Origin of the sequence: Microcoleus sp. LAD1_D3, assembly GCF_036702135.1 — a bacterium.
GTDB lineage: Bacteria > Cyanobacteriota > Cyanobacteriia > Cyanobacteriales > Microcoleaceae > Microcoleus.
In genome coordinates, this window is the sequence record NZ_JAUBSB010000066.1 from 9885 (window position 1) to 31322 (window position 21438).

At 46.4% G+C, this 21438-nt stretch carries 13 protein-coding genes; 6 read left to right on the top strand and 7 right to left on the bottom strand.

Going from position 1 to position 21438, the window contains the following annotated elements; translation table 11 throughout:
* The first annotated feature begins 339 nt into the window (after positions 1 to 339).
* Both QUA74_RS25270 and QUA74_RS25275 read left to right on the top strand, forming a co-directional pair.
* Positions 340 to 7383 (top strand): CHAT domain-containing protein, encoded by a 7044-nt coding sequence (locus QUA74_RS25270; protein WP_445302175.1) that lies wholly within the window; start codon positions 340 to 342, stop codon positions 7381 to 7383.
* A 164-nt stretch (positions 7384 to 7547) separates the two neighbouring features.
* The gene (locus QUA74_RS25275) at positions 7548 to 8555 is read left to right on the top strand and encodes a tellurite resistance TerB family protein (RefSeq protein WP_333334563.1); all 1008 of its coding nucleotides are present in this window, start codon (positions 7548 to 7550) and stop codon (positions 8553 to 8555) included.
* A gap of 181 nt (positions 8556 to 8736) precedes the next feature.
* Here QUA74_RS25275 and QUA74_RS25280 read toward each other — a convergent pair whose 3' ends face one another.
* The gene (locus tag QUA74_RS25280; RefSeq protein WP_333334565.1) at positions 8737 to 9306 is read right to left on the bottom strand and encodes an RNA-binding protein; all 570 of its coding nucleotides are present in this window, start codon (positions 9304 to 9306) and stop codon (positions 8737 to 8739) included.
* Positions 9307 to 10283: 977 nt separating this feature from the next.
* The gene (locus tag QUA74_RS25285) at positions 10284 to 12839 is read right to left on the bottom strand and encodes a zinc metalloprotease HtpX (RefSeq protein ID WP_333334567.1); all 2556 of its coding nucleotides are present in this window, start codon (positions 12837 to 12839) and stop codon (positions 10284 to 10286) included.
* 295 nt (positions 12840 to 13134) lie between these two features.
* Here QUA74_RS25285 and QUA74_RS25290 point away from each other — a divergent pair, with 295 nt between their 5' ends.
* Positions 13135 to 13821 carry a hypothetical protein gene (locus QUA74_RS25290; protein WP_333334570.1) on the top strand — a complete coding sequence of 229 codons (687 nt, stop codon included), beginning with the start codon at positions 13135 to 13137 and terminating at the stop codon, positions 13819 to 13821.
* Positions 13822 to 13896: 75 nt separating this feature from the next.
* Positions 13897 to 15927, top strand: a complete 2031-nt coding sequence (locus QUA74_RS25295) for a hypothetical protein (RefSeq protein ID WP_333334571.1) — start codon at positions 13897 to 13899, stop codon at positions 15925 to 15927.
* A gap of 365 nt (positions 15928 to 16292) precedes the next feature.
* Here the strand turns inward: QUA74_RS25295 and QUA74_RS25300 are convergent, their stop codons facing one another.
* Positions 16293 to 16562, bottom strand: a complete 270-nt coding sequence (locus tag QUA74_RS25300) for a hypothetical protein (protein ID WP_333334573.1) — start codon at positions 16560 to 16562, stop codon at positions 16293 to 16295.
* Positions 16563 to 16650: 88 nt separating this feature from the next.
* Here QUA74_RS25300 and QUA74_RS25305 point away from each other — a divergent pair, with 88 nt between their 5' ends.
* Positions 16651 to 16806 carry a hypothetical protein gene (locus QUA74_RS25305; RefSeq protein ID WP_333334575.1) on the top strand — a complete coding sequence of 52 codons (156 nt, stop codon included), beginning with the start codon at positions 16651 to 16653 and terminating at the stop codon, positions 16804 to 16806.
* 120 nt (positions 16807 to 16926) lie between these two features.
* Here QUA74_RS25305 and QUA74_RS25310 read toward each other — a convergent pair whose 3' ends face one another.
* The 3 genes from QUA74_RS25310 to prfC all read right to left on the bottom strand — a co-directional run bounded on the left by QUA74_RS25310 (position 16927) and on the right by prfC (position 19450).
* A complete protein-coding gene (locus QUA74_RS25310) occupies positions 16927 to 17373 on the bottom strand; it encodes a hypothetical protein (RefSeq protein WP_333334577.1) in 447 nt (148 codons plus the stop codon).
* Positions 17373 to 17597 carry a hypothetical protein gene (locus tag QUA74_RS25315; RefSeq protein WP_332984150.1) on the bottom strand — a complete coding sequence of 75 codons (225 nt, stop codon included), beginning with the start codon at positions 17595 to 17597 and terminating at the stop codon, positions 17373 to 17375. Before QUA74_RS25315 ends, QUA74_RS25310 begins: the two co-directional genes overlap by 1 nt.
* A gap of 224 nt (positions 17598 to 17821) precedes the next feature.
* Positions 17822 to 19450 carry a peptide chain release factor 3 gene (gene prfC / locus QUA74_RS25320; RefSeq protein ID WP_333334579.1) on the bottom strand — a complete coding sequence of 543 codons (1629 nt, stop codon included), beginning with the start codon at positions 19448 to 19450 and terminating at the stop codon, positions 17822 to 17824.
* Positions 19451 to 19549: 99 nt separating this feature from the next.
* On the opposite strand from prfC, the gene QUA74_RS25325 reads away from it, so the two are divergent.
* Positions 19550 to 19894 (top strand): DUF4870 domain-containing protein, encoded by a 345-nt coding sequence (locus QUA74_RS25325; RefSeq protein WP_333334581.1) that lies wholly within the window; start codon positions 19550 to 19552, stop codon positions 19892 to 19894.
* A gap of 910 nt (positions 19895 to 20804) precedes the next feature.
* Here QUA74_RS25325 and QUA74_RS25330 read toward each other — a convergent pair.
* Positions 20805 to 21260 (bottom strand): DUF2127 domain-containing protein, encoded by a 456-nt coding sequence (locus QUA74_RS25330; RefSeq protein ID WP_333334584.1) that lies wholly within the window; start codon positions 21258 to 21260, stop codon positions 20805 to 20807.
* Positions 21261 to 21438 lie beyond the last annotated feature (178 nt).

Consider the following 21438-nt stretch of genomic DNA (forward strand, 5'->3'; position numbering starts at 1 on the left):
AAAGCTTAAGTCCACTAAAGTGGACTGATATCATAGTCCTGGACACACTGCAACGTAATTCTGTCATTCTGAGTGAAACAAAGAATCTCAGACCTTTGCCACACCGTTACCATGCGTCCAATACTGTATCAAACTTTTTTTTCTACAGTCCTCTTCAGAGGACTTTCGCTATTAGCCAGGGAATTCATTCCCTGGCGGACTTTGGGACTATCAGAGGGCGCTAATGGACTTTCGCAATTATCAGAGTGTACGAGATATCATCTACTAACAAAAACCATGAAATCAACACACAAAAAACCCCGCTTTTTCCTAACCTTTCTCTCCTTCACCACCTTAACAATGTGGGACATAGGACTTTTCCCCGCATCCCAAACAGCCACAGCCCAAATTACCCCCGCAACCGACGGCACGAATACTCAAATTACTCCCAGCGGCAACCAATTAAACATTAACGGCGGCCAACAATCCAGCGACGGTGCAAATCTCTTTCACAGTTTCCAAGAATTTGGTTTAACTCAAGGGCAAACTGCCAATTTTATATCAAATCCTAATATCCGCAATATTTTAGGGCGAGTTGTCGGCGGCGATGCTTCGCTGATTAACGGATTAATTCAAATAACGGGCGGCAATTCCAATTTATTTTTAATGAATCCGGCGGGGATTGTTTTCGGCACAAATGCCAGTTTGAACGTGCCTGCTGCTTTCACTGCGACTACTGCGACGGGCATCGGTTTTGGCAATAACTGGTTTAGTGCGGCTGGTACTAATAATTATACTCAATTAGTCGGAAATCCTAATAGTTTTGCTTTTACAAATACACAGCCGGGAGGAATTGTCAATTTAGGCAATTTGGCTGTGGGACAAGGGCAAAATTTAACTTTATTGGGCGGCACGGTTTTGAGTACGGGACAACTTTCTGCACCGGGAGGAAATATTATTGTTGCAGCGGTTCCGGGCGAGAGCTTAGTCAGAATTAGTCAACCGGGAAATCTGTTGAGTTTGGAGATTCAACCGCAATCTGTCGCGGGTAGTTTGCCTCAAAATTGGGTGTTGCCAGTTGCATCTTTGCCGCAGTTGTTGGCGGGCGGCGGGGGAAGTGCAACGGGGGTGACAGTAAATAATGATGGAACTTTACAGTTGACTGGTACGGGGGCAATAGTGCCAACTGAGCCAGGAACTGCAATTGTTGCTGGTAATATTGATGTCTCTGGGGATAAGGGAGGGAGTATACATGTGTTGGGTTCGCGCGTGGGTTTAATCAATGCGAATATCAACGCTTCCGGGATAAATGGCGGTGGGAATGTACGACTTGGCGGTGATTACAAAGGTCAAGGTACTGTGCCAAATGCGCTGCGGACATTTGTGAGTAATGATTCCACAATTAATGCTGATGGTATTATAAATGGTGATGGCGGTCGCGTCATTGTTTGGGCGGATGAAGTGACAGGTTTTTTGGGTAATATTAGTTCTCGCGGCGGCCGTAATTCTGGCAACGGCGGCTTTGTTGAGGTATCTGGCAAGGAAACTTTAATATTTCGAGGTAATGTAAATACTTCGGCATCGAATGGCAGTTTTGGCACTTTGTTGCTTGATCCAGCCACTTTGACTATTGTAGATGAAGTAGCAGGGAATGGAACTCAGGACATTCCCAGCTTACAGCCGGACAGCCAAATTTTAGCTGGTGATGCTAACATTGGTGCTAATACTGTTACTTGGGGACAAATTAGCGCCCAAGGTGCTAATGCCAATGTTGTTTTAGAAGCAACAGGAAATATCACTATTAACAATATCACTGGGGTGGTATCTGGCAAAGCGGATTTAGTTGCTTTACCTTTGACTTCTGGTAGTCTGAGAATCTCTTCAACGGCAGGCGGAATCACATTTGTAGATACCAATGATACTATTCAGACACAAGGAGGAGCAATTACGTTACAAGCGTTGGGTGGAAACCTCACAGTCGGCAAATTATCTACAACAGGCTTCTCGGTACCGACAATTTCATCATTGGGAGGCAATGTTACCCTTGAAGCAACTGGTGATATCTCAACCAATTCCATACTTGCTAATAGTAAACCTGTCAGTATTACTAGCGGTGGCAACGTTAATATATCTGGGTTTTTATTAACTGGCTCCTCTGGGACCATTGGCGGTAATATCGCGATTAATGCGACTGGTAATATTACCACTGATGACATAAGCTCTGATGGAGGGAACTCATTTACCGAAATTAATGGGAGTGCAGGAAATATTACGATCGCCAGTCAAAACGGTACTATTAATACTGGGTTAATCCAATCTAGAGGGTATGGTGGTAACGGCGGAGACATTCGGCTCCAGGCTGCTGGTAACATCAGGACGGGCGGGATGGAGGCTAATTCTAGTTCTGGGAATGCAAGTGGGGGAAATGGTGGGAATATTACGCTTACCAGTCAAGCAGGCTCTATTGATACGGGTGGGAGTTATGTTGTATCTATCGGCATAAATAATGCCGGGAATATTACTCTCACTGCTGCTCAAAATATTATTACTAATGGTTCTTTAGTAGCGACAGATGTAGATTCCAGTATTAGCACAGGAGGAAGAATTCAATTTACGACTAACACAGGTACGATCGATACTAGGGGTTCAGAAATTAGGTCGGTGAATACTAAGGGTAGTAATTCTGGCAACATCATTTTTCGCGGCGCTCAAAATATTCTGACAGGTGATGTAATTACTCGCGTAGATAATGGTAATGGACGAGCTGGAGACATTATCTTCACTAGCCAAAATGGTACGATCGACACCACAGCAGGCGGATTAAATTCTGTTGCTTTCGTTGGTGGGAATGGTTCGGCTGGCAATATTCAACTTGAGGCAGCTAAAGACATTTTAACTGGCAACGTAATAGTTGTTTCAAAAACAGCAATTCCCCTGGGTGGAAATATTAACTTCCTTAGCACTACGGGGAATATTCAAACCACCACAGGAGCTTTACAGGCTGGCAATCTTACTGGTTTTGGGGGTAATATAACGCTCAATGCACCAGCAGGCAATATTACTACTGGGGTTGTCACAACTAAATCTGTTGGCAATGGTGGGAATATTAATGTTACTTCTGGTAGAGCCATCAATACTATTGCCAACGAAGTTCTCTCGGAAAGTTTGAATGGAAATGGGGGAATAATTACATTTCAAGCTGGTGGCAATATTACCACCAGTAATGTTAATGCACAGGGTCAATTAAACGGTGGAGATATTATTCTCCAGAGTGGAGGCGCTGTTAATACCACTGCTGGAATTCTCAACTCTCTTGGCGGTAATAGCGGCGGCAGTATCACTGTTAAAGCGGCCAGCGATATTAGTACATCGGATATCGCTATCATTGTAAGTGGTTTTAATGCAAACAGCGGTAGCATTAGCGTCACTAGCAGCAGCGGGAATATTGATACTAGCAAAGGTGCATTAATCGCTCCTTCTGCTAATGGTAATGGCGGGAATATTACTCTCGCAAGCCCTGCTGGTAGCATAGCCACAAGCAAGGTGAATGCTAGTGCTACTGGCAGCGGTAATGGTGGCACACTGACTTTTACTGCCAACAATAACATAACTATTAATAATGGAAATATCGCTACTAAAAATAACGATATTAACTTCAATGGTGCGATTTCTCTGACAGGGGATGTCTTAGTAAGCGTTAAAGGGACTGGTGACATTAATTTTAATTCTACAATTGACGGGCCCTACAATCTCACTGTGAAGCCAGAGGCGGGAATTGTTCAGTTTAACGGTGCAGTTGGCAATATCACTCCGCTCAACAGCGTCACTATTCAAGACGATATCCCCAAGACTCCTGCTGCTCTAAATATCAGGGCAACAAATAATATTACTGCCCAAAACATCACTTCAGCGGCAGGAATTACACTCACAAGCGATAAAGGAGAAATTCAAACAGGTAATCTGAATTCAAGTTCGGCTAATAATGGCGGCAATGTCACTTTGAATGCTGGTGGCAATATTACCCTGAATCAAATTAATGCTCAGAGCACTGGTAATGATAAAGGTGGAAATGTCTATGTTTGGACTGAAAAGTTTTTTCGGGCTGTCAACTCTTTTTTAGATAGAAATGGCGTTACTGCTAGCATTTCTACTGCGGGAGGTGCTGGCGATATCGGCGGTACAATTCTGATCCGTCACGGCGGTAATGGACTGACACCTTTTATTGTTGGTAATTCCGCAATTAATGGAACTACTGCTGCTATTAGCAGGGGAAATGCGACAGCGGAGTCAATGATTTCTTCTACTCCTACTAATAGTTATCTTTATACACACAAACAGGATGTCGATCGGATTGGAATTATATCTGTTCCAGATCCCAAGCCATCGCCCGCACCGACTCCCGCGCCGACAGCTACTCCAGAGCCCGCACCGACTCCAGCGCCTGCACCGACTCCAGCGCCGACAGCTACTCCCGCGCCTGCACCGACTCCAGCGCCGACAGCTACTCCCGCGCCTGCACCGACTTCAGATCCCGCCCTGACTCCAGCGCCCGCACCGACTCCAGCCCCCGCACCAACTCCAGCGCCCACATCAACTCCAGCGCCCGCACCTGTAACAATTGCGACTCCAGCGCCCGCACCAACTCCATCGCCCGCCGCAACTCCAGCGCCCGCACCTGTAATAATTGCGACTCCAGCGCCCGCACCAACTCCATCGCCCGCAGCGACTCCAGCCCCCGCACCTGTAGTAATTGCGACGCCAGCGCCGACAGTGACTGTATCGCCGACACCTGGAACAAGTGCGACACCAGCGCCGACAGTGGCTCTATCGCCGACACCTGGAACAAGTGCGACGCCCGCACCTACTGTTACTCCAGCGTCCGATCCTGCACCAAGTGCGATCACAGTGATCCTACCAACTCCGCCTGTAACAAGTGCGACGCCCGCACCGACATCTACTCCAGCGCCCGCGCCTGCAAGTAGCGCTATCGGTACAATCCCGATCGTCCCCCTCTCCAACCCATCAACTGTACGCACACCCTCGCCGCAACTCCCACTGCGTTTACCCCTCGCACCTTCGGCAACACCGGAAAGCTTGATCGCACCTTCCCCAATTCCCGAAAGCTTGATCGCACCTTTCCCAATTCCCCAAATATTTATCGCACCTGCCCCAATTCCCGAAACTTCGATCGCACCTTCGGCAACACCCGATCCGATACCTGGTTTTCCCATCGACTTTCAACTACCTGAATTGCCCGGTTTATTCCTACTGCCACCGCGCGCGCGCCCCACGCAGCCCTCAACACCCACAACCCCAAACGCTGCTGCCCGCCTAGCTTCGAGGCCTACCCTTCCCTCTGTTTCCCAAATCACCTCCTCCCTCGGCGCTCAACCTGCGATCGCCCCCCAACCTTCAAACGCGCCAAATCCCGCGCCCACAGCCCCTCTTGCCTCCGTAACCCAGCCGTTAGCTCCAATTCAGCCAGCACCTGCAAGTGCGATCGTACCCGCGCCTGCAAGCTCGATCGTACCCGTGCCTGCAAGTGCGATCGTACCCGCGCCCGCTGTCAGCCAAAGCCAAAATCCCCAACAGGAGTTAGCTTTTTTAATTGGCGATTTATTGGGTGCTCAAACCTCGATCGGCCAAAATGCTGAAACGGGAAATACTGAATTAGATTGGAAGCGTAACAACGAAACAATTATCTCGCTAGAACTTCCTTACACCCCGTCAGTTAATACGATTGCCGGAGCCGAAGCAAATAACCTGATTTCCACACAGCCATCTACTGACAATTTAACTGTTTCAGTCGCAGAAACTCCGCCGGAAATAATTGTGCAAACTCCTAGTTTACCGATTGCTAATTCTGAACCATTTGATTTCAATCTTTCTAATGTTTGGGAGAGAATGGCTGCAATAAATACAGCGCCAGTTCAAGATTCACCGACTATTACTCCAGCGCCCGCACCAATTCCAGCGCCCGCACCAATTCCAGCGCCCGCACCAATTCCAGCCCCCGCCCCAACTCCAGCGCCCGCACCAACTCCCACTCCCCCTCCGATCCGAGAAAATCCCGCACCCGCAGATATCCCAAATCTCTTTCCCTCACAAATTAGCCGATCGCTCGTCGAACAAACTCTCGATCAAGGCAATGCTAATGATGCTGTTGCTCTAATTGACCAACTCTTTGAACAAGACTACGAAAATTATTATGGGGAAAATTTCACGGATAAAAAAATTAACGTTCAATATCTAAGAGAAACTCTGAAAACAATTAAGGAGGAAACCGGGAAGCAAGCTGTAATTGTTTACGCGATCGTCCGTCTCGAAGAATTATCCCTAGTGTTAGTAGTTCCAGAGGGTCCTCCGATTCTCCGAAATATTCCTGTCACTAGCGCAGTTTTGCTGGAAAAAGTGGCAGAATTTCATCGATATTTGGGCAAATCAAATTATTCGGAAAGTGAAGAATATTTACCAATAGCTCAGCAACTTTACCAGTGGCTAATTGCGCCGATGAGTTCAAATTTAGAAGCATTAAATATAGATACGCTAGTGTTTTCCTTTGATGCTGGTTTGCGCCAACTGCCACTATCCGCTTTGCACGACGGCAAGCAATTTCTAGTAGAAAAATACAGTGTAGGAACACTTCCTAGTGTCAGCTTGACTAACACAAAGTATCAAAGTTTGAAAAACGCTCAAGTTTTAGCGATGGGTGCTTCAGAGTTTCCACACACGGATAAAAAGCGTTTGCCTGCGGTGCCGATCGAATTATCTGCGATCGCCGGGAGGAGAACAGAAACGCCAACTCAAGCAGCATTTCCCTTGTGGCAAGGCAGCTCTTTTCTCAATCAAGAATTTACCCTGCAAAACCTGAGAAAACAGCGAGAACAACAGGCATTTGGAATCGTTCACTTAGCTACTCACGCCAGTTTTCCTCAAGGCGAAAATGGAAGAAAAGAAGCTGAGATTGATTTGTGGGACAGCTCTTTGGCACTGGATGAATTTAGGTTGGCGAAGTGGTACGATCGCAGACAAGTCGAGTTATTAGTGCTGAGTGCGTGCGAAACTGCCATCGGCGACAATATAGCAGCAGAAATGGGATTTGCTGGACTGGCAGTCCGCAGCGGTGTAAAATCAGCGCTAGCGAGTTTGTGGAAAGTTAAGGATATCGCCACTTTGGGGTTGATGACCGAGTTTTATGGCAATTTGCGATCGGCCCCAATTAAAGCTGAAGCGCTCAGAAAAGCTCAACTGGCAATGATCCACAAACAAATTTTAATTAAAAACGGTCAATTGCGGGGAACTCAAGGCGCGATCGACATTAATCAAGCCACACAAGCAGCAAATGCAGATTTCTCTCACCCGAAGTTTTGGGCCGGATTCACAATAATTGGCAGTCCTTGGTAAGTTAATTGGATATTTAATATTTACGAGTGGTAAGGTGTAAGGCTAGACGCACCCTACATTGACTGGCGGCTTTTTGGAAAAAGTAAATGTATCCCTGACGACTATCTTTTTATGTCATAAATTTGCTATGAATAGCAAAACTAAACACTAGCGGGGCAAAACCTGTGGCCAAGTTTGATAAAATATTCAATTCAGAAGACCAATCCGAAGCAAGCTTGACTTTAGAAGAATCCGTAGCCGCGGTAGCATTTGTGGCAGCCGAGGCAAATTCCCCCGATACGGATGCTGATATCTTAGAAAGCATACTTTGGGAATCAGAAATATTTGCTGAATACTCGGAAGATGATATGTCAGCAATGTTTCAAAAATTCGACGGTATTGTCGCCCAAGACGGTTTAGGAGCATTATTTAATACTGCTTGGGAATCCATGCCAGATGAGTTAGTTTTGGATACTTTTGCAATAACCGCAGCAATGTTTGTCGCCGATGGTGAAATATCTGAGAAGCACGAAGCTTTTCTCCAAGAATTCCAGCAAGCATTAGGTGTGGAAGACGAGGAAGCTGCGGAAATTATTGAGGATGTAATTGCTGCTTACTCGGAAGTAGAGGGCGAAGAGTCTGATTTAGATGGGGCTTTATACGTATCTCCTGAAGGCAATTTTAGCGTCCCCATTCCAGTTGACGAGCAACGAGGCGGTAAAATTGATGAGCAAGAAGGCTGTGTCGCATTTTCTGACGACTTTGGCGTTTTGCTGAAAATTGATTATTTCCCTATTGCTGGTGAAGTGGAAGAAACAATCGAGTCTGTTGGTGAGGAAGCTTATCTCAAGTCTTTTCTGGACAATTTTGTTTCTCAGGCAATTCTTGCTAATGTTGCCAATTCTAAGTTAGTCCACACGGAATATTTAGAAGATGAAGAAGCTTATTTCGCGGTTTTAGATTTGCCTGCCGGTGCAACTCTCAGCGTGCAAAAAAACGAGGGCCCTGCTGCTCGGCTGGATGCCTACCGGGGACTTATGGCTTTTATCGCTGACGATTTTTGCTACACGGTAAGCTGTCAGCGAATTTATCAGGAGGGGGACGAATTGGGTTCCCTGGAGTCTGAAGTTGAGGGAATTATGAACAATATTTTCGAGTTTATTGAGACTATTGAATTCTCGGCAGTCGAATAAACAGGACTTATTTAGGGGGGCTAAAAACTCGCTTTCTTTAGACCTCAAAAGTTTTTTTGCAAGAGGTTTAATAAAATAGTGCGATCGAGAACCGGCTTTTTTGACCCATTCTCGATCGCACTTCCAGATACATTCAGTCAACCAAAGTCGAGAGACAGCAGCAATTAGCCGCCATTTTCGACTAATTAGTAGTCTGAGCTTCCACCAATCTTTGCTTGAGTTCTTCCAGAGCACTCGCCCAGCGCGGATCTGGCTGCACCGAGCCGGAATCAGCGCTCGACACCGTTGTTGCTGACTGATTACGGCGAGACTTGTTGTTGTCACCCCGACGGCGATTGCTTTTGCTGGAACCGCCTCCACCTTGGGTAGGAGGAGCCGAAGCCGAGCGCTGCTGTTGCTGCGGCGCAGGCACAGGCATAGGCACAGACGCCGATGCCGACACCAACTGCGGTGACTGCTGCGACTGCTGCTGATCGTCTTCGCCCTTCTCAGATTTACCCTTAGAGCGAGGCAGTGCCTTCTCTATTTTCAGCGGGTTTTCTTTGAACATCAAGCCGTTGTATTTCTCAATAACTTGGTCGGCTTGTTCGTCGGTTAGCACAGTCACAAAACCGAAGCCTCTGCATTTACCAGTTTTGCGATCTGTAATTACCTTGGTGGTAACAGATTCGCCCTCCGGTGCAAAAACTTCTTGCAATTCTAGGCGATCGAGTTCCTTGGGTAGGTTGCCAACATAAAGACGAATAGACATGAAAAATTCCTCCCGACTTGGATTTTAATTAATTTGCTCGAACCGAATTACCTGAAGTCAACTGAATATTGACTTCAGGCAAACACCACATAACCCGAGAATTGGCGCATTCCTCCCACCAACCTTGACAGCTCCCCCCATCTTTTAGAACAAAAAGATGATTTACTCTGATAAGGCCGGAAATTAACCGCCGATGCAGAGAGCTTTTAAATCTCAGGTTGTTGTGTAAACTTTTAGTCATCACTCAAATGTTGAGGCTATTGGCTATTCTGTATTACTTGCTTCCGGTTTTGATTCAGAATGTTTATAGCCAGCGCCGTGTAGAAATTTATGTCCAAGGATGTGTCAATTGCAAGCGATCGGAATGCCAGTATTCAGTTTAATACAGTGATGGGTAAAATCGCTAACATTTTTTTAGCCAGTAATCTTACCTCGCTCCTAATGCTGAGAACTACTCACTTACCCGCTATCCCTTAAATCAGGCCCGGCAGAGTCCGAGCATTCTTTAAAGGTATCACAGCCTTGGTAACAGAGCTAGTTATTTAGGAAGATTTCAGTCTGAATTTAACGGAAACCACATCTGAATCACTTTTGAGAATTCATCCCGCACCGCAAAAATAGCGATCGAAAAAAAACAGCCGACAAGCGGCTGGCTGTACTTGCTGTGTTGGGATGTTGACAATTTTTACGCAATGCCTTAAGGGATTTTAGACAACTGAAGTTATCGCGCTGTTTGGTTCAATCCAATTCCTGTAAATTAATGTAACAGAATGCTGGCAAAAAAGCAACTTTTCTTTACGAAGGAAGTTCGGCAACGGATTTTGTAACGGATGTAACGGATGTAACGGATGTAACGGATAGACTGTAGGGTGCGTAGGGAGCAACTCCAGAATCCGATCGCCCCTCCGCTGTTTAACTCAAAACCGATCGAGGCTGCGCCTTGTTTGCTAGTCGCGCGGCAATCCGATCGCTATTCCTCACCTTGGGCCCTGGATAATGATGTATGCGCCCCAAATAGCAGCAGCAAAAGCCAAAATCGCAGACCAAATCGGATGTCCGCTGTCACTAACCCTCCCTCCTTGACTGCGGAGACTTTCAAGGTCGATCGCCACAGTAGCACCCCGGCGCAGCCAACCAGTCGCCACAACAGATGTTCCGATCAAATCGCTAGGGCGAGTAGTCTCTTTGAACAAAAATGGCCACAAAGAGCCAATGTAGCCAAACCTCGAAACATAGTGCAACCTCACCAACCCTGTCGCCGTTTGCAAAATCAAATCTTGTCCCAGCCAATTACTCATACCCGATCGACCCAAAAGTTGCCCTTCCAGCCGCACGGGTTCAGCATCCAGCGGCAAACTCTCGGGATTTGACAAAATTTCCGGCAAACTCGGCGAAGCGGTTTCTCGGGGTATAATATCCGGGAAAAAATAATTGATCCGCATCAAAGTACCGATGCTAAATCCGATCGGCAAACAGCCCCAAATAATAGATCGATCGCCCCAAAGCCAATCCAACTGCCAGATACTCGTCCTTGAAAAAATCCCGCCAATCAGCCAAAGCACCCCGACTATCGCCAAACTCATCGGAATTCCAAAAAACGGCGCACCCTGTAAAAATAGTTTTGAGTCTTTAAATTCGAGTATTGACTTAACCAGAGACAATTTTCCTTTCTTGGGTTGTTCTGGCACTCCCGCGTTTGCCAAATCTAACTCTGTCTCAAGTTGCCAGAATTGAGCATAAAGAGCCAACAGCTTCAAACGCTCTCCCAGCAAAGGATGCGCGCGGTTAACCGTCAACCAATTGCGTTCGCGATTGCTGACATCCCACAGCAAAATCTGTTCCAGCGGCGCGTGTAATGCAGCAGAACCAAGGCTTACAGCTTGTCCAACACCTACGGGTAACAATAAATCGAAACTTTCTAGGAAAAAGCTAGTTTGTTTTTGCTGCTCGATATTATCAGCAATGCCGATCGCAATTTTAGACAATGCCCGCGTCAAACCGTTAGGATTACCCGTAATTTCTGCAGCAGTGCGATCGCTAAAATACACTCTGCGGCGCGACACCCACAACATCGGCCAGCGCAACAACTTATAAATCCCATAACTCGTAGCAGAAATTGCAGCGGCCACAAATTTGACAGCAGAACGCAAAAACTCGATCGTCATTAAATCACACAACCGCTCTTGCCAGTGCGCCACCTGCCAATAAATCAAGTAAGGAATCTGAATCACCAGCAGCGCCAGCGACATCGGCGCAAAATCCCAGTGAGAAATATGGCCCAACTCCCGCGCAAAAATAGTAGCAATTTCATCATCCGTCAACTGTTCCAACAGCCCCCGACTCACAGCAATCCGAGCAAAACGGGGCAAACAGCCGTAACTGAAAGCTACAGGAACATTCAGCGGCAAGAGTTTCAGTACCGGCACCGGCATATTTTGCTTGGTACAATAACTTCGCATTACCCGACTAGCTTCCTTGCTGTGCTTGGATAAAACTGACCCGCGCAGAGTTTCGATGCCACAAAACAGTTTCAGCAGCGCGTCTATCAGCCACGGAGACGAGGCCAAAAGCAATCCAAACACCATCTGAACAAACGGAGTTGGATCGCGGTAAAAAAGCTGAATCGGCGCGAAAATAGGCAGTCTAGTGAATATGTAAAGCTGAACCAACAGAGAATTAGTGTTTGTCAGCAGGAATTGCAGGATAAACCGGGCTAGGAAAAATAGGGCGATCGCACTTGCAACGGCTTCCACCCGAAACTCCAGCAACTTCAGCGGTTTGAGGGGGCGCGGACTTTTGGCGGTGCGCCCTGCTTGGCGCCAAGTGAGTTGGTAAGTATCTGGGCTGGCGACTCCGGGGATATCTGTTGGGGAACCGGAACTATTTTCGCCGCTAATTTCTGCGGTATCCGGTGCGGTTTCTGTCGAGTTTTCTGGTTCAGAAGTCTGGTCTGTGGGGGGTGGAGGTGGCGGGGAAATCGGTTGCGATTTGGCGTTTCCAGGCTCTACAGCAGGCTCTAAAGGTAAAAATCCTGTTTTTTTATCTGCGGTCGGTCGATCGCCCCCAATCGTTTTTTTCGGCGATTTAGTTCCTGCATCAAAGGCGACAAAGCCTGTTTCGGGGGGAGTTTCTGCGGATTTTGGTTTATTTTCCGGTGGTTTTGGGGGGGGAGGGGGGGTTAATTCTGTTAAAGCGCGATCGGCCCAAGTTTTGACTTGAGAGTTGGGAGTTTTGGCGAGGGAAGAGCACAGGGCGATCGCCTTTTTCACATTACCGGTTGCTTTGTACGCAGCCACCAACCCCATCTGCGCGCGGATTCCCGACGGCTGATTAGCTGCGGTTTGGGTAACGGATTCTAAAAGGGCGATCGCGGTGGGGTAATCCTGCTGTTTCAAAGCTGCTAGCCCAGCCTCTAGAGACTGTTTTGCAGATGAATCCGCCGGATTTGGATTAGTGGGAGGTGCCATGACTGTGCTTTCGCTAGCGTCCTTTCTAAGATAGCTTGGGTGGTCGATCGATAGCTGTTCTAACACAGCTCTATTTCTATGTCACCAGTTGTTGCAGTTTCTTCGGCGGTTGAAACCGCTCAATAGTCAAACTTTCGGCCATTCCCAGCGGACGATCGTTGCGATCGGGCAGGAGTTTAAACCCCTGCCTCAAAGTTAAAGTCTTCGCTATGAAGACTGAAGATTTATGCTAAATCCGGGTTAAATACTTCCTTTATCTCTTAGTCCGCGAAGGCGGACTTTGTTTGACAAGAAGCGATTTCAATCGCCGATTCAATCTAATTTTTGCTTATAATTAAATTAACACCTCACCCGCACACTTATGCCAATTGACGACGAAGATTTTGAAAGCGAATCAATCGGGGACGATCGCAAACTCCAACTCTTCACCGACAGATACGAATTTACCCGCCGATTTGCCTTTTATTTAAACGAAGACCCGCCTCCAGAACAAATTTTGTATTTTTTCGGGGATGGAGGCAACGGCAAGTCATTGCTGCTAAAACACTTGGAGTTTCACTGCTGCAAAAGATTTGCACCGGAGGTGTGGCAAAAATGGCGCGAACTCCCTGACTCGCAAGCCGCCGAAGTTGCTAATTTCGTCCGCTATGCAGCAGCTAAAACCTACACTCCCATCCCCGCAGTCAGGCACGATTTCGGATTGATACCGATTAAAGAAGATAAACCGCAAGATAGATTTTACGGCTTGCTGATGCTGCGGCGCAATATTGCAGCAGGCACTAAAAAATATAAATTTAAATTTCCCAATTATGACTTTGCTTGCTTTTGGTATTTGCTGAACAAGGGCGAATCACAGGCAACTCTCAACCAACTTTTCCCCGATGATGTGGCGGAATTGGTGGCACCTGTAGTTGAAACTTTTGCAGATTTTCCGGTGGTGGCGCAAGCGGTAGCGGTGCTGAAAGGGATAGATAAATTGGGCGGCATCAAGCGGGCGATGAAATTAATTCAAAATCGCTTGGGTGTCAGCGACGAAAAGGCAGATTAAATTCGGCGGAAAGATATTGATACTGAGTTAACCGACGGTTTGCCGAAATTGTTTGCTGGGGATTTGAATGCGGCTATGGCTGGCAAAAACAAACCAGAACGCCTCGTGATGCTGTTCGATACTCACGAGAAAATGTGGGATGAAAAACGCAATTCTCAAGGCGCAACTTTTTGGTATCAAGATGAGTGGTTTCGGCGGTTGTTGAGGGCATTGGATTACAAATTGGGGATTGTGGTTGCTGTAGCGGGGCGAGAGTGCCCGGTGACGCAATTGCGGTGGCCGAATGCGTCGAAGTTTCCGATTCCCGCAGATTATATAAATGCACAATTGGTGTGGCATTTGTCGCCGGATGATGCGAGGGATTACTTGCACAAAGTGGAGATTGACAAGCCAGATTTGGCAGATGCTGCAATTAAATATGCCAGCGTCAATCCCGACGATCCTTGGGAAAATTTGCAGGTACATCCATTTTATTTGGGTTTGTGCGCGGATGCGGTGCTGGCGGAAAGAAAGCGGGGAATTGAGTTGCTGTCGTCGGATTTTGCGCGGATTCCGAAGTTGGAAAACAAGACTGCGGAATTAACAGATCGGTTGCTCAGTTATGTCGATCGAGAAGTGCGATCGGCCGTGCATTCACTGAGTGCTTGCCGCGCTTTTGATGAAGATTTGTACGTGAAATTGGGAGTGGGTTGTCACTTCCAAGCAAGCAGTGCAAATTTTGAGATTTTGACGGGTTTTTCCTTTGTGTGGAAATCGCAGAAGCAGGGGGATAACTGGTATCGGATTCACGATTTATTGCGGCGTTTGGATGCCGATCGGGATAATCCGAAAACTCGCAGGGCTCATGAGGTTTTAGAGGGGCATTATCGGGAAGTGGGGGATGCGGCGGAGGCCATTTTTCATGCTAATCGCTTGGATTGGCAGCGGGGTGTAGAAGAATGGAAAGAGGTGTTTGATGAAGCTTTGGACAATAGTCGCTATAAGGAATGCGAGGCGCTGCTGGAAGTTAGAGATGAGTTGTGGATTAAAAGTGATTATTGGCTTGGTAGAGTTTCGCGTTCGGAGGGAAATTACTATGCTCGGTTGGCTCGATATTTAGAGGCAAGACAGGAATATTTAGAGGCAGTTGCAGCCTGTAATTCTGCTTTACTTATTGCACCGGATGATATCAATGCTCTCAACAACAAAGGGAAGGCGCTGCAAAGTCTGGGTTATTTGCAAGCAAAGCTAAGTGAATTTGAGGCTGCCAAACAGTCTTACTTTGATGCGATCGCTGCCTTGAATTCTGCTTTACGTATTGTACCAGATGATATCGACGTTTTCAAGAACAAAGGGATTGCGCTGAAATGTCTGGGTAATTTACAGGCAAAGCTAAGTGAATTTGAGGCGGCAAAACTTTCTTACTCAGAGGCAATCGCAGCCTATAATTCTGCTTTACTTATTGCACCGGATTATATCAATGCTCTCAACAACAAAGGGAATGCGCTGCGAAGTCTGGGTGATTTGCAAGCACGGCTAAGTGAATGTGAGGCGGCAAAACAGTCTTACTTTGATGCGATCGCTGCCTTGAATTCTGCTTTACTTATTGCATCGGATGATATAGGTGTTCTCAACAACAAAGGGAATGCGCTGCGAGGTCTGGGTGAATTACAAGCACAGCTAAGTGAATTTGAGACTGCAAAACATTCTTACTTTGAGGCGATCGCAGCCTTTAATTCTGCTTTACATATTGCACCGGATGATATCATTGTTCTCAACAACAAAGGGAATGCGCTGCGATGTCTGGGTGATTTGCAAGCACGGCTAAGTGAATTTGAGGCAGCAAAACAGTCTTACTCAGAGGCGATCGCAGCCTTTAATTCTGCTTTACTTATTGCACCGGATGATATCGCTGCTCTCAACAACAAAGGGAGGGCGCTAAAAATACTGGGTGATTTGCAAGAAAAATTATTTGAGAGACAGGAAGCACTCAAGAGTTGGCAAGAGGCGCTGGAAATGTTCGATCGCTCTTTAGCCATTGCTCCTAATCGCGATTGGGTTCGCAATAGACGCGATGCGCTGCAAGAATCTCTCAATAATTTGGGTGAGGATACTGTCAGCCGTTAGCTCGATCGCAAGGAGTAAAGACGCGGCATTAAGGAGGAGGATGTGTCGAGTTAACTTACACCGAAAGTTCACAGGATTTACGCACTCCGACAAAGAAACCGGGTTTTTGGCTGAATCTGCGAATCACAACCAAGTATTCAAGGGAAAAACCCGGTTTCTGGCCACCCATGCGTCAGCCTTACTATCACCTAAAGAGTTATTAAAACGTTTGGAATAAGATTAATTGGAATAAGATTAATTGGACTTACGCACTCCGACAAAGAAACCGGGTTTTTTACCGAATCTGCGCCTCACAACGCGTCTTCTCGTAAAAACCCGGTTTCTGGGCCCTATGCGTAAGCCCTAAAAAAACTTAACCTTGCAGCTTACCGCCCAGATTGTCTCGGCGATTTACTGTCAGCCCGCTTCCGACGGATCAGCACGCTCATCACCTGCTTCGGATTCGCCGCACGCTGTACGGGACTCCAATCGCCAACTTCTGCAAATCCCAGCCGGTACAAAGTGAGTATGGTTTCCCTGACACCCTTGGGCGAACCGACAACCGTTAACAGCACCACTTCCTGTTCGCATACTGCTGCTGAGTCGTCATTTGGGCGATCGGAAAAGTTGTCGTCAGGCACGAATTCCTGTGACATAATATGTTCTCCTGGTTTTGGGTTTTCTAGAAAAACCCAAAAACCCAGCCGCCCCGCATTTCAAGACATAGCAGGGCGGCTACAGAGGATGTTAAGATACTCCGTTAGCCTCCAGACTGCTGATTCCAGTTTGGCGGTGAGCTGTCCATTGCTGCTACCAACAGCTTTGGGCAGTGCAACTAGATTTTTGGGCGACGCGGGCTGCCTCCTCTACAAGCAAGCAACCTCTCACTTCAAAGCGTAGCCGCAGAGGGGGCCAGCCGTCAACCGATTTTAGATTTTAGATTTTGGATTTTGGATTGAAGAGGGGGATTGGGAGGTTTTGGGTCAGGCTGAGGATTTAGCGTTATAAAGGACTTGACGCTTAAATTGACTGTGCATACTTCTTGCCCTCTTCCGATTCTAGGTATTGCTTGTAAGCTATTTCATCCCCGCCAAAAGAATCGATCGATACCTGTCGTTTCGGCATCGGTTTGAGAGGAGTATCGATCGGGTTGTACCGACAGTAACACATCACAATTACGTCATAGTCGCTCATCGGAGTTGGAATGTCAGGCGTGTATGTTTGCACCCGCACAACTTCCCAATTGCTGACGCGATAGTGAGTATTGTGTGCGTGTTCCTTTGGATCGTGTTCTGACTCCACCCGCACAAATTCTACAGGGCGATATCCCGGTTCAGGAATCGGTTCGTTAGAAGAGTCCCAGTTTTCTGCAATGATAAAAGTTAGAGCTTGGCTGTGTTGGAGTTTTCTCTGTCTCCACCCTTCATCCTCACCTGACTCAGCCTGAAAAATAATGTACTTGTGCATCACTCTTCCTCCTTTTCTTCGAGATAGTTGGGAAATTCTGTTTTCCCTTTGAACACGCAATCAACTTCAAAAATGTACTTATTTTCGATTTCCTCAATGTCGATCAGTTTCCAGCCATACTTCTTTTGCATATCCCGGCATTTCTGCGGGTTGGTGGCGCTGTGTCGGGAGATATCCTGCTCTGAATCGTAGCGCAGCCACCTATTTGGATCGTTATTTGTCATTATTGATATAGCTCCTGTGTTGGCTCTACAACATTGGAGAAGTCGTCTTGACTCGGTGTTTGCGGCACTGCGTCAAGGCGCATCTTTAGAGTTGATGTATTTTATGATAAGACCAAACCCGGCTTTCATACCCTCTTTATTCCAAGCCTTTAACTGTTGGTTAATGCGTAAGCCCTAAAAAGGACACCCCACCGTGCCCTTTCCCTACAAACCAATTATCCCCCTCACTCCTCGCTAACAGCCAAACCAGAAACCACAGGGGCGATCGCATTTAACTTCAACACAGGATGCTCCCCTTCCACCTGGCGGCAATTCCACTCATTTCTAAACAGCAAAACCGGCCTTCCCCAAGTATCTTTCACCGTCACCGTATTAAACACCCGCCCAACTTTTTCCAGCGCCTCCCAACCGCCGTCAACCCAACGAGCTACACTGTAAGGCAACATATCGATCGTCGTTTCTACATTATATTCCGACTGCATTCTGAACTGCACCACCTCAAATTGCAACTGTCCGACAGCCGCCAAAATTGGCTCGCGTTTCGACTCATCAACTGAGTACATAATTTGCACTGCGCCTTCTTCCTGCAACTCAGAAACGCCTTTGCGGAACTGCTTAAACTTAGAAGGATTGGGATTTCTCAAAAAAGCAAAAAGTTCAGGAGAAAAACAGGGAATCCCTTCATATTCCAGTTTTTGACCAGTGTAAATAGTATCGCCGATCGCAAATACTCCCGGATTGTTCAAACCGATCACATCGCCCGGATACGCAACCTCGATCGACTCGCGATCCTGAGCAAATAACTTTTGAGGCCTTGACAAACGCACCGTTTTACCACTGCGAGCGTGAGTCACGTTCATGTCCTTTTCAAACTTGCCCGTACAAACCCGAATAAACGCCACGCGATCGCGGTGTCTCGGGTCCATATTCGCTTGCAATTTAAACACAAACCCGGTAAAGTCTTCATAAGTTGGCGGCAAATCTCCGGCGCTGCTCTTGCGGGCGATCGGCTTCATAGCGTAATCTAAAAACGCATCTAAAAACAGTTCTACCCCAAAATTGCTCATGGCGCTGCCAAAGAAAACAGGCGTCATTTTTCCAGCCCGAACCAAGTCTAAATCGAGTTCAGTTCCTAACTCATCAAGCAGTTCTAACTCTTCTTTGAGCTGATAGTAAAGGTCTTGTTCCAACAAATCTTCAATGCGCGGATCGCCCAATTCGATAACGGTATCAACCGCAGCACGAGAACCGTGTTTAGCCCGCTCGAATAAGTGAATTTTGCGGGCCCTGCGATCGAAAACACCTTTAAAGCGATCGCCCGTACCTATCGGCCAATTTACCGGATAAGTCTGCAACCCCAATTCCTTCTCAATTTCGTCCAACAAATCCAAAGGTTCTCTGCTAGGGCGATCGAGCTTATTAAAGAAAGTAAAAATAGGCAAACTTCGCAGCTTACAAACTTCAAATAACTTCCGAGTTTGCGGTTCCAAACCCTTAGCAGCATCCTCAAGCATCACCGCATTGTCAGCCGCCGCCAGAGTTCGATAAGTATCTTCGCTAAAATCTTGGTGTCCCGGAGTATCGAGCAGATTAATGTGATATTTTTTATACTCAAACTGCAAAACAGTAGAAGTAATAGAAATTCCCCGCTGCTGTTCCATCGCCATCCAGTCAGAGGTAGCGTGTCGCTGAGCCCGCCGCGCTTTCACAGAACCTGCTTCGTGAATTGCACCTCCGTACAGCAGCAGCTTTTCTGTCAAAGTAGTTTTTCCCGCGTCAGGGTGCGAGATAATAGCAAAGTTGCGCCGGCGCTCAACAGCAGTTAGCAGTTCAGTTTCGAGTTCTGTTGTCATCACAAATTAGGTAGGGGAATCATCACCCGATCGCCATTATAGCCTGTGCTACAGTTGCTATTAAAGGTAAAATTATCAATAAAGTCAAGGAAAAGTAATATGTACGACTCTGACAAGCGAAAGCTGCTATCACTGGTTTGCCACGGGGCGATTTTTTTCAGCACGTTACTGTTCTCGATCGGAGCGCCGATCGCTGTATTGTTAGTATCAGATGACCCCGTTGTCAAAGAAAATGCCACAGAAGCGATCAATTTTCACCTTAATGTATGGCTTTACAGCACCGTGATTGTGGTGTTAACTGTCGTCACTTTTGGTCTTGCTGGCTTTGTCCTAGTGCCCCTAGGTTATCTGCTGCACTGGGGACTGACAATAATGGCTATCCTCCACGTTTTGCAAGATCCTAACCAACCTTACCGCTACCCTTTTATTTTCCGAATAGTTTAGACAGCAAATCGCGCTTCACCATCGATTTAAACAACCCGATTTTTTGAAAAAACCGGGTTGTTAATTTTTTTATAACTCACATTCGTTACCCCCAACTGGCAAATAAGGGCTGTTTCATTCGACTTAGGAGCCGTGCCAAGAGTGCCGGCCTTCTTGGTCTGACCTGCCGAATGAATCGTCTACGTCGGGGGTAGGCAAAGAAAGGCACTACAAGAGTCAAAATTCACGTTTTTGATGAGAATGAAACAGCCCTGCAACTGGCTAATACACTGATTAACTGACAAAGAGGGTTGATTGTCGGAGACAAGACTATGGAAAAAAACTTAAAAGTTTGTGAAACTAAGCATCATCCAGTTGGGGATTCCCGAAAATTGACCTAACATCAGGAGTGAAATCTTCTTAATCCATAAAACTTCAAAAATTAGAGCACAATCAACTATTAATTATGGTGTCTTCGCCCTGTTGCAGCGCTGTTGTCAACGCTAAGTTGATCTTCCATTGATGCCGTTTCCCACAATATGCTAACGTCTTTGGGTTATTTCGCGGAGTTAGGGCGGATGTTCGATCGCTCCGAACCATCGTTTTTGCTTCTTCTGTACTATTTTTGCATCTGGCGATCGTTTTATTGAAATGTTCCACCAATTCTATCTCTACCAGGTGTCTTAAAACTTAATACAATATTTTTCCAATAAAAATCCCGCTCTTGTGGAACGGGAAAGCCATCAGGGTGCATCTATATATATGTCACTATAACTCATAGGGGGTATAACCCCTCGGAGCTTTATCGAATCTTTACAATCAGCAAATTTTTGTAAAGATTGAGGTTTTTATTTGACTTATAAGCCGTTTTATGAGATTAAAATGCTGACATTTATACAATCAAGTGACTTTCCTCTAAATAATCAAAACTTTAAGCTCCTTTACCATGCTTCGGCAAATGGTGGAGCAAATACCATAAGATGGCTACATTTGTGATAAATACCGCTAACTTAAGTACCGTGACCCCATGAACTAATTCATATATTTCAGGGGGGCTACTGATGCTTACCAGCACTAAAACTAAGATTGTTACCCAGTCTTTTTCGTACCACAAACCAACGGCTTCAACAGCAGTTAAAACTGCATAAACTGCTGCGGGAAGTCCGCTAAACAGTAAGGTTTTAGGCTTAACCATTAAAAGTTTATCTACGATGAATTCAATAATTTTTAGTTTGCTTGATAACACATAAGATTGCGAAAACTTTTCTAAGACTTGATGATTTTTTAATGCAAAAAGCAAAGCAATCGAAGTTACTGTCAAGAGGGAAGCAACAAAACTTTTGTAAAGGACAATTGCGATTAAAGCAGGAGCGTGATGTTTCTTCACCTTAATTCTCGAAATATCAATAATGTACGATCGCCTGGTTAGCCTGTGTGGGATTGACAAATAAAAATTCAGTAGAGTGCGTCAGCAATTAGCTAATCTATTATATCAATACTCCGGACAGTTTTTAAAGAGGGATGCGACGCCTACGGCAAGCAACGCTTACGCAATAAATCACAGA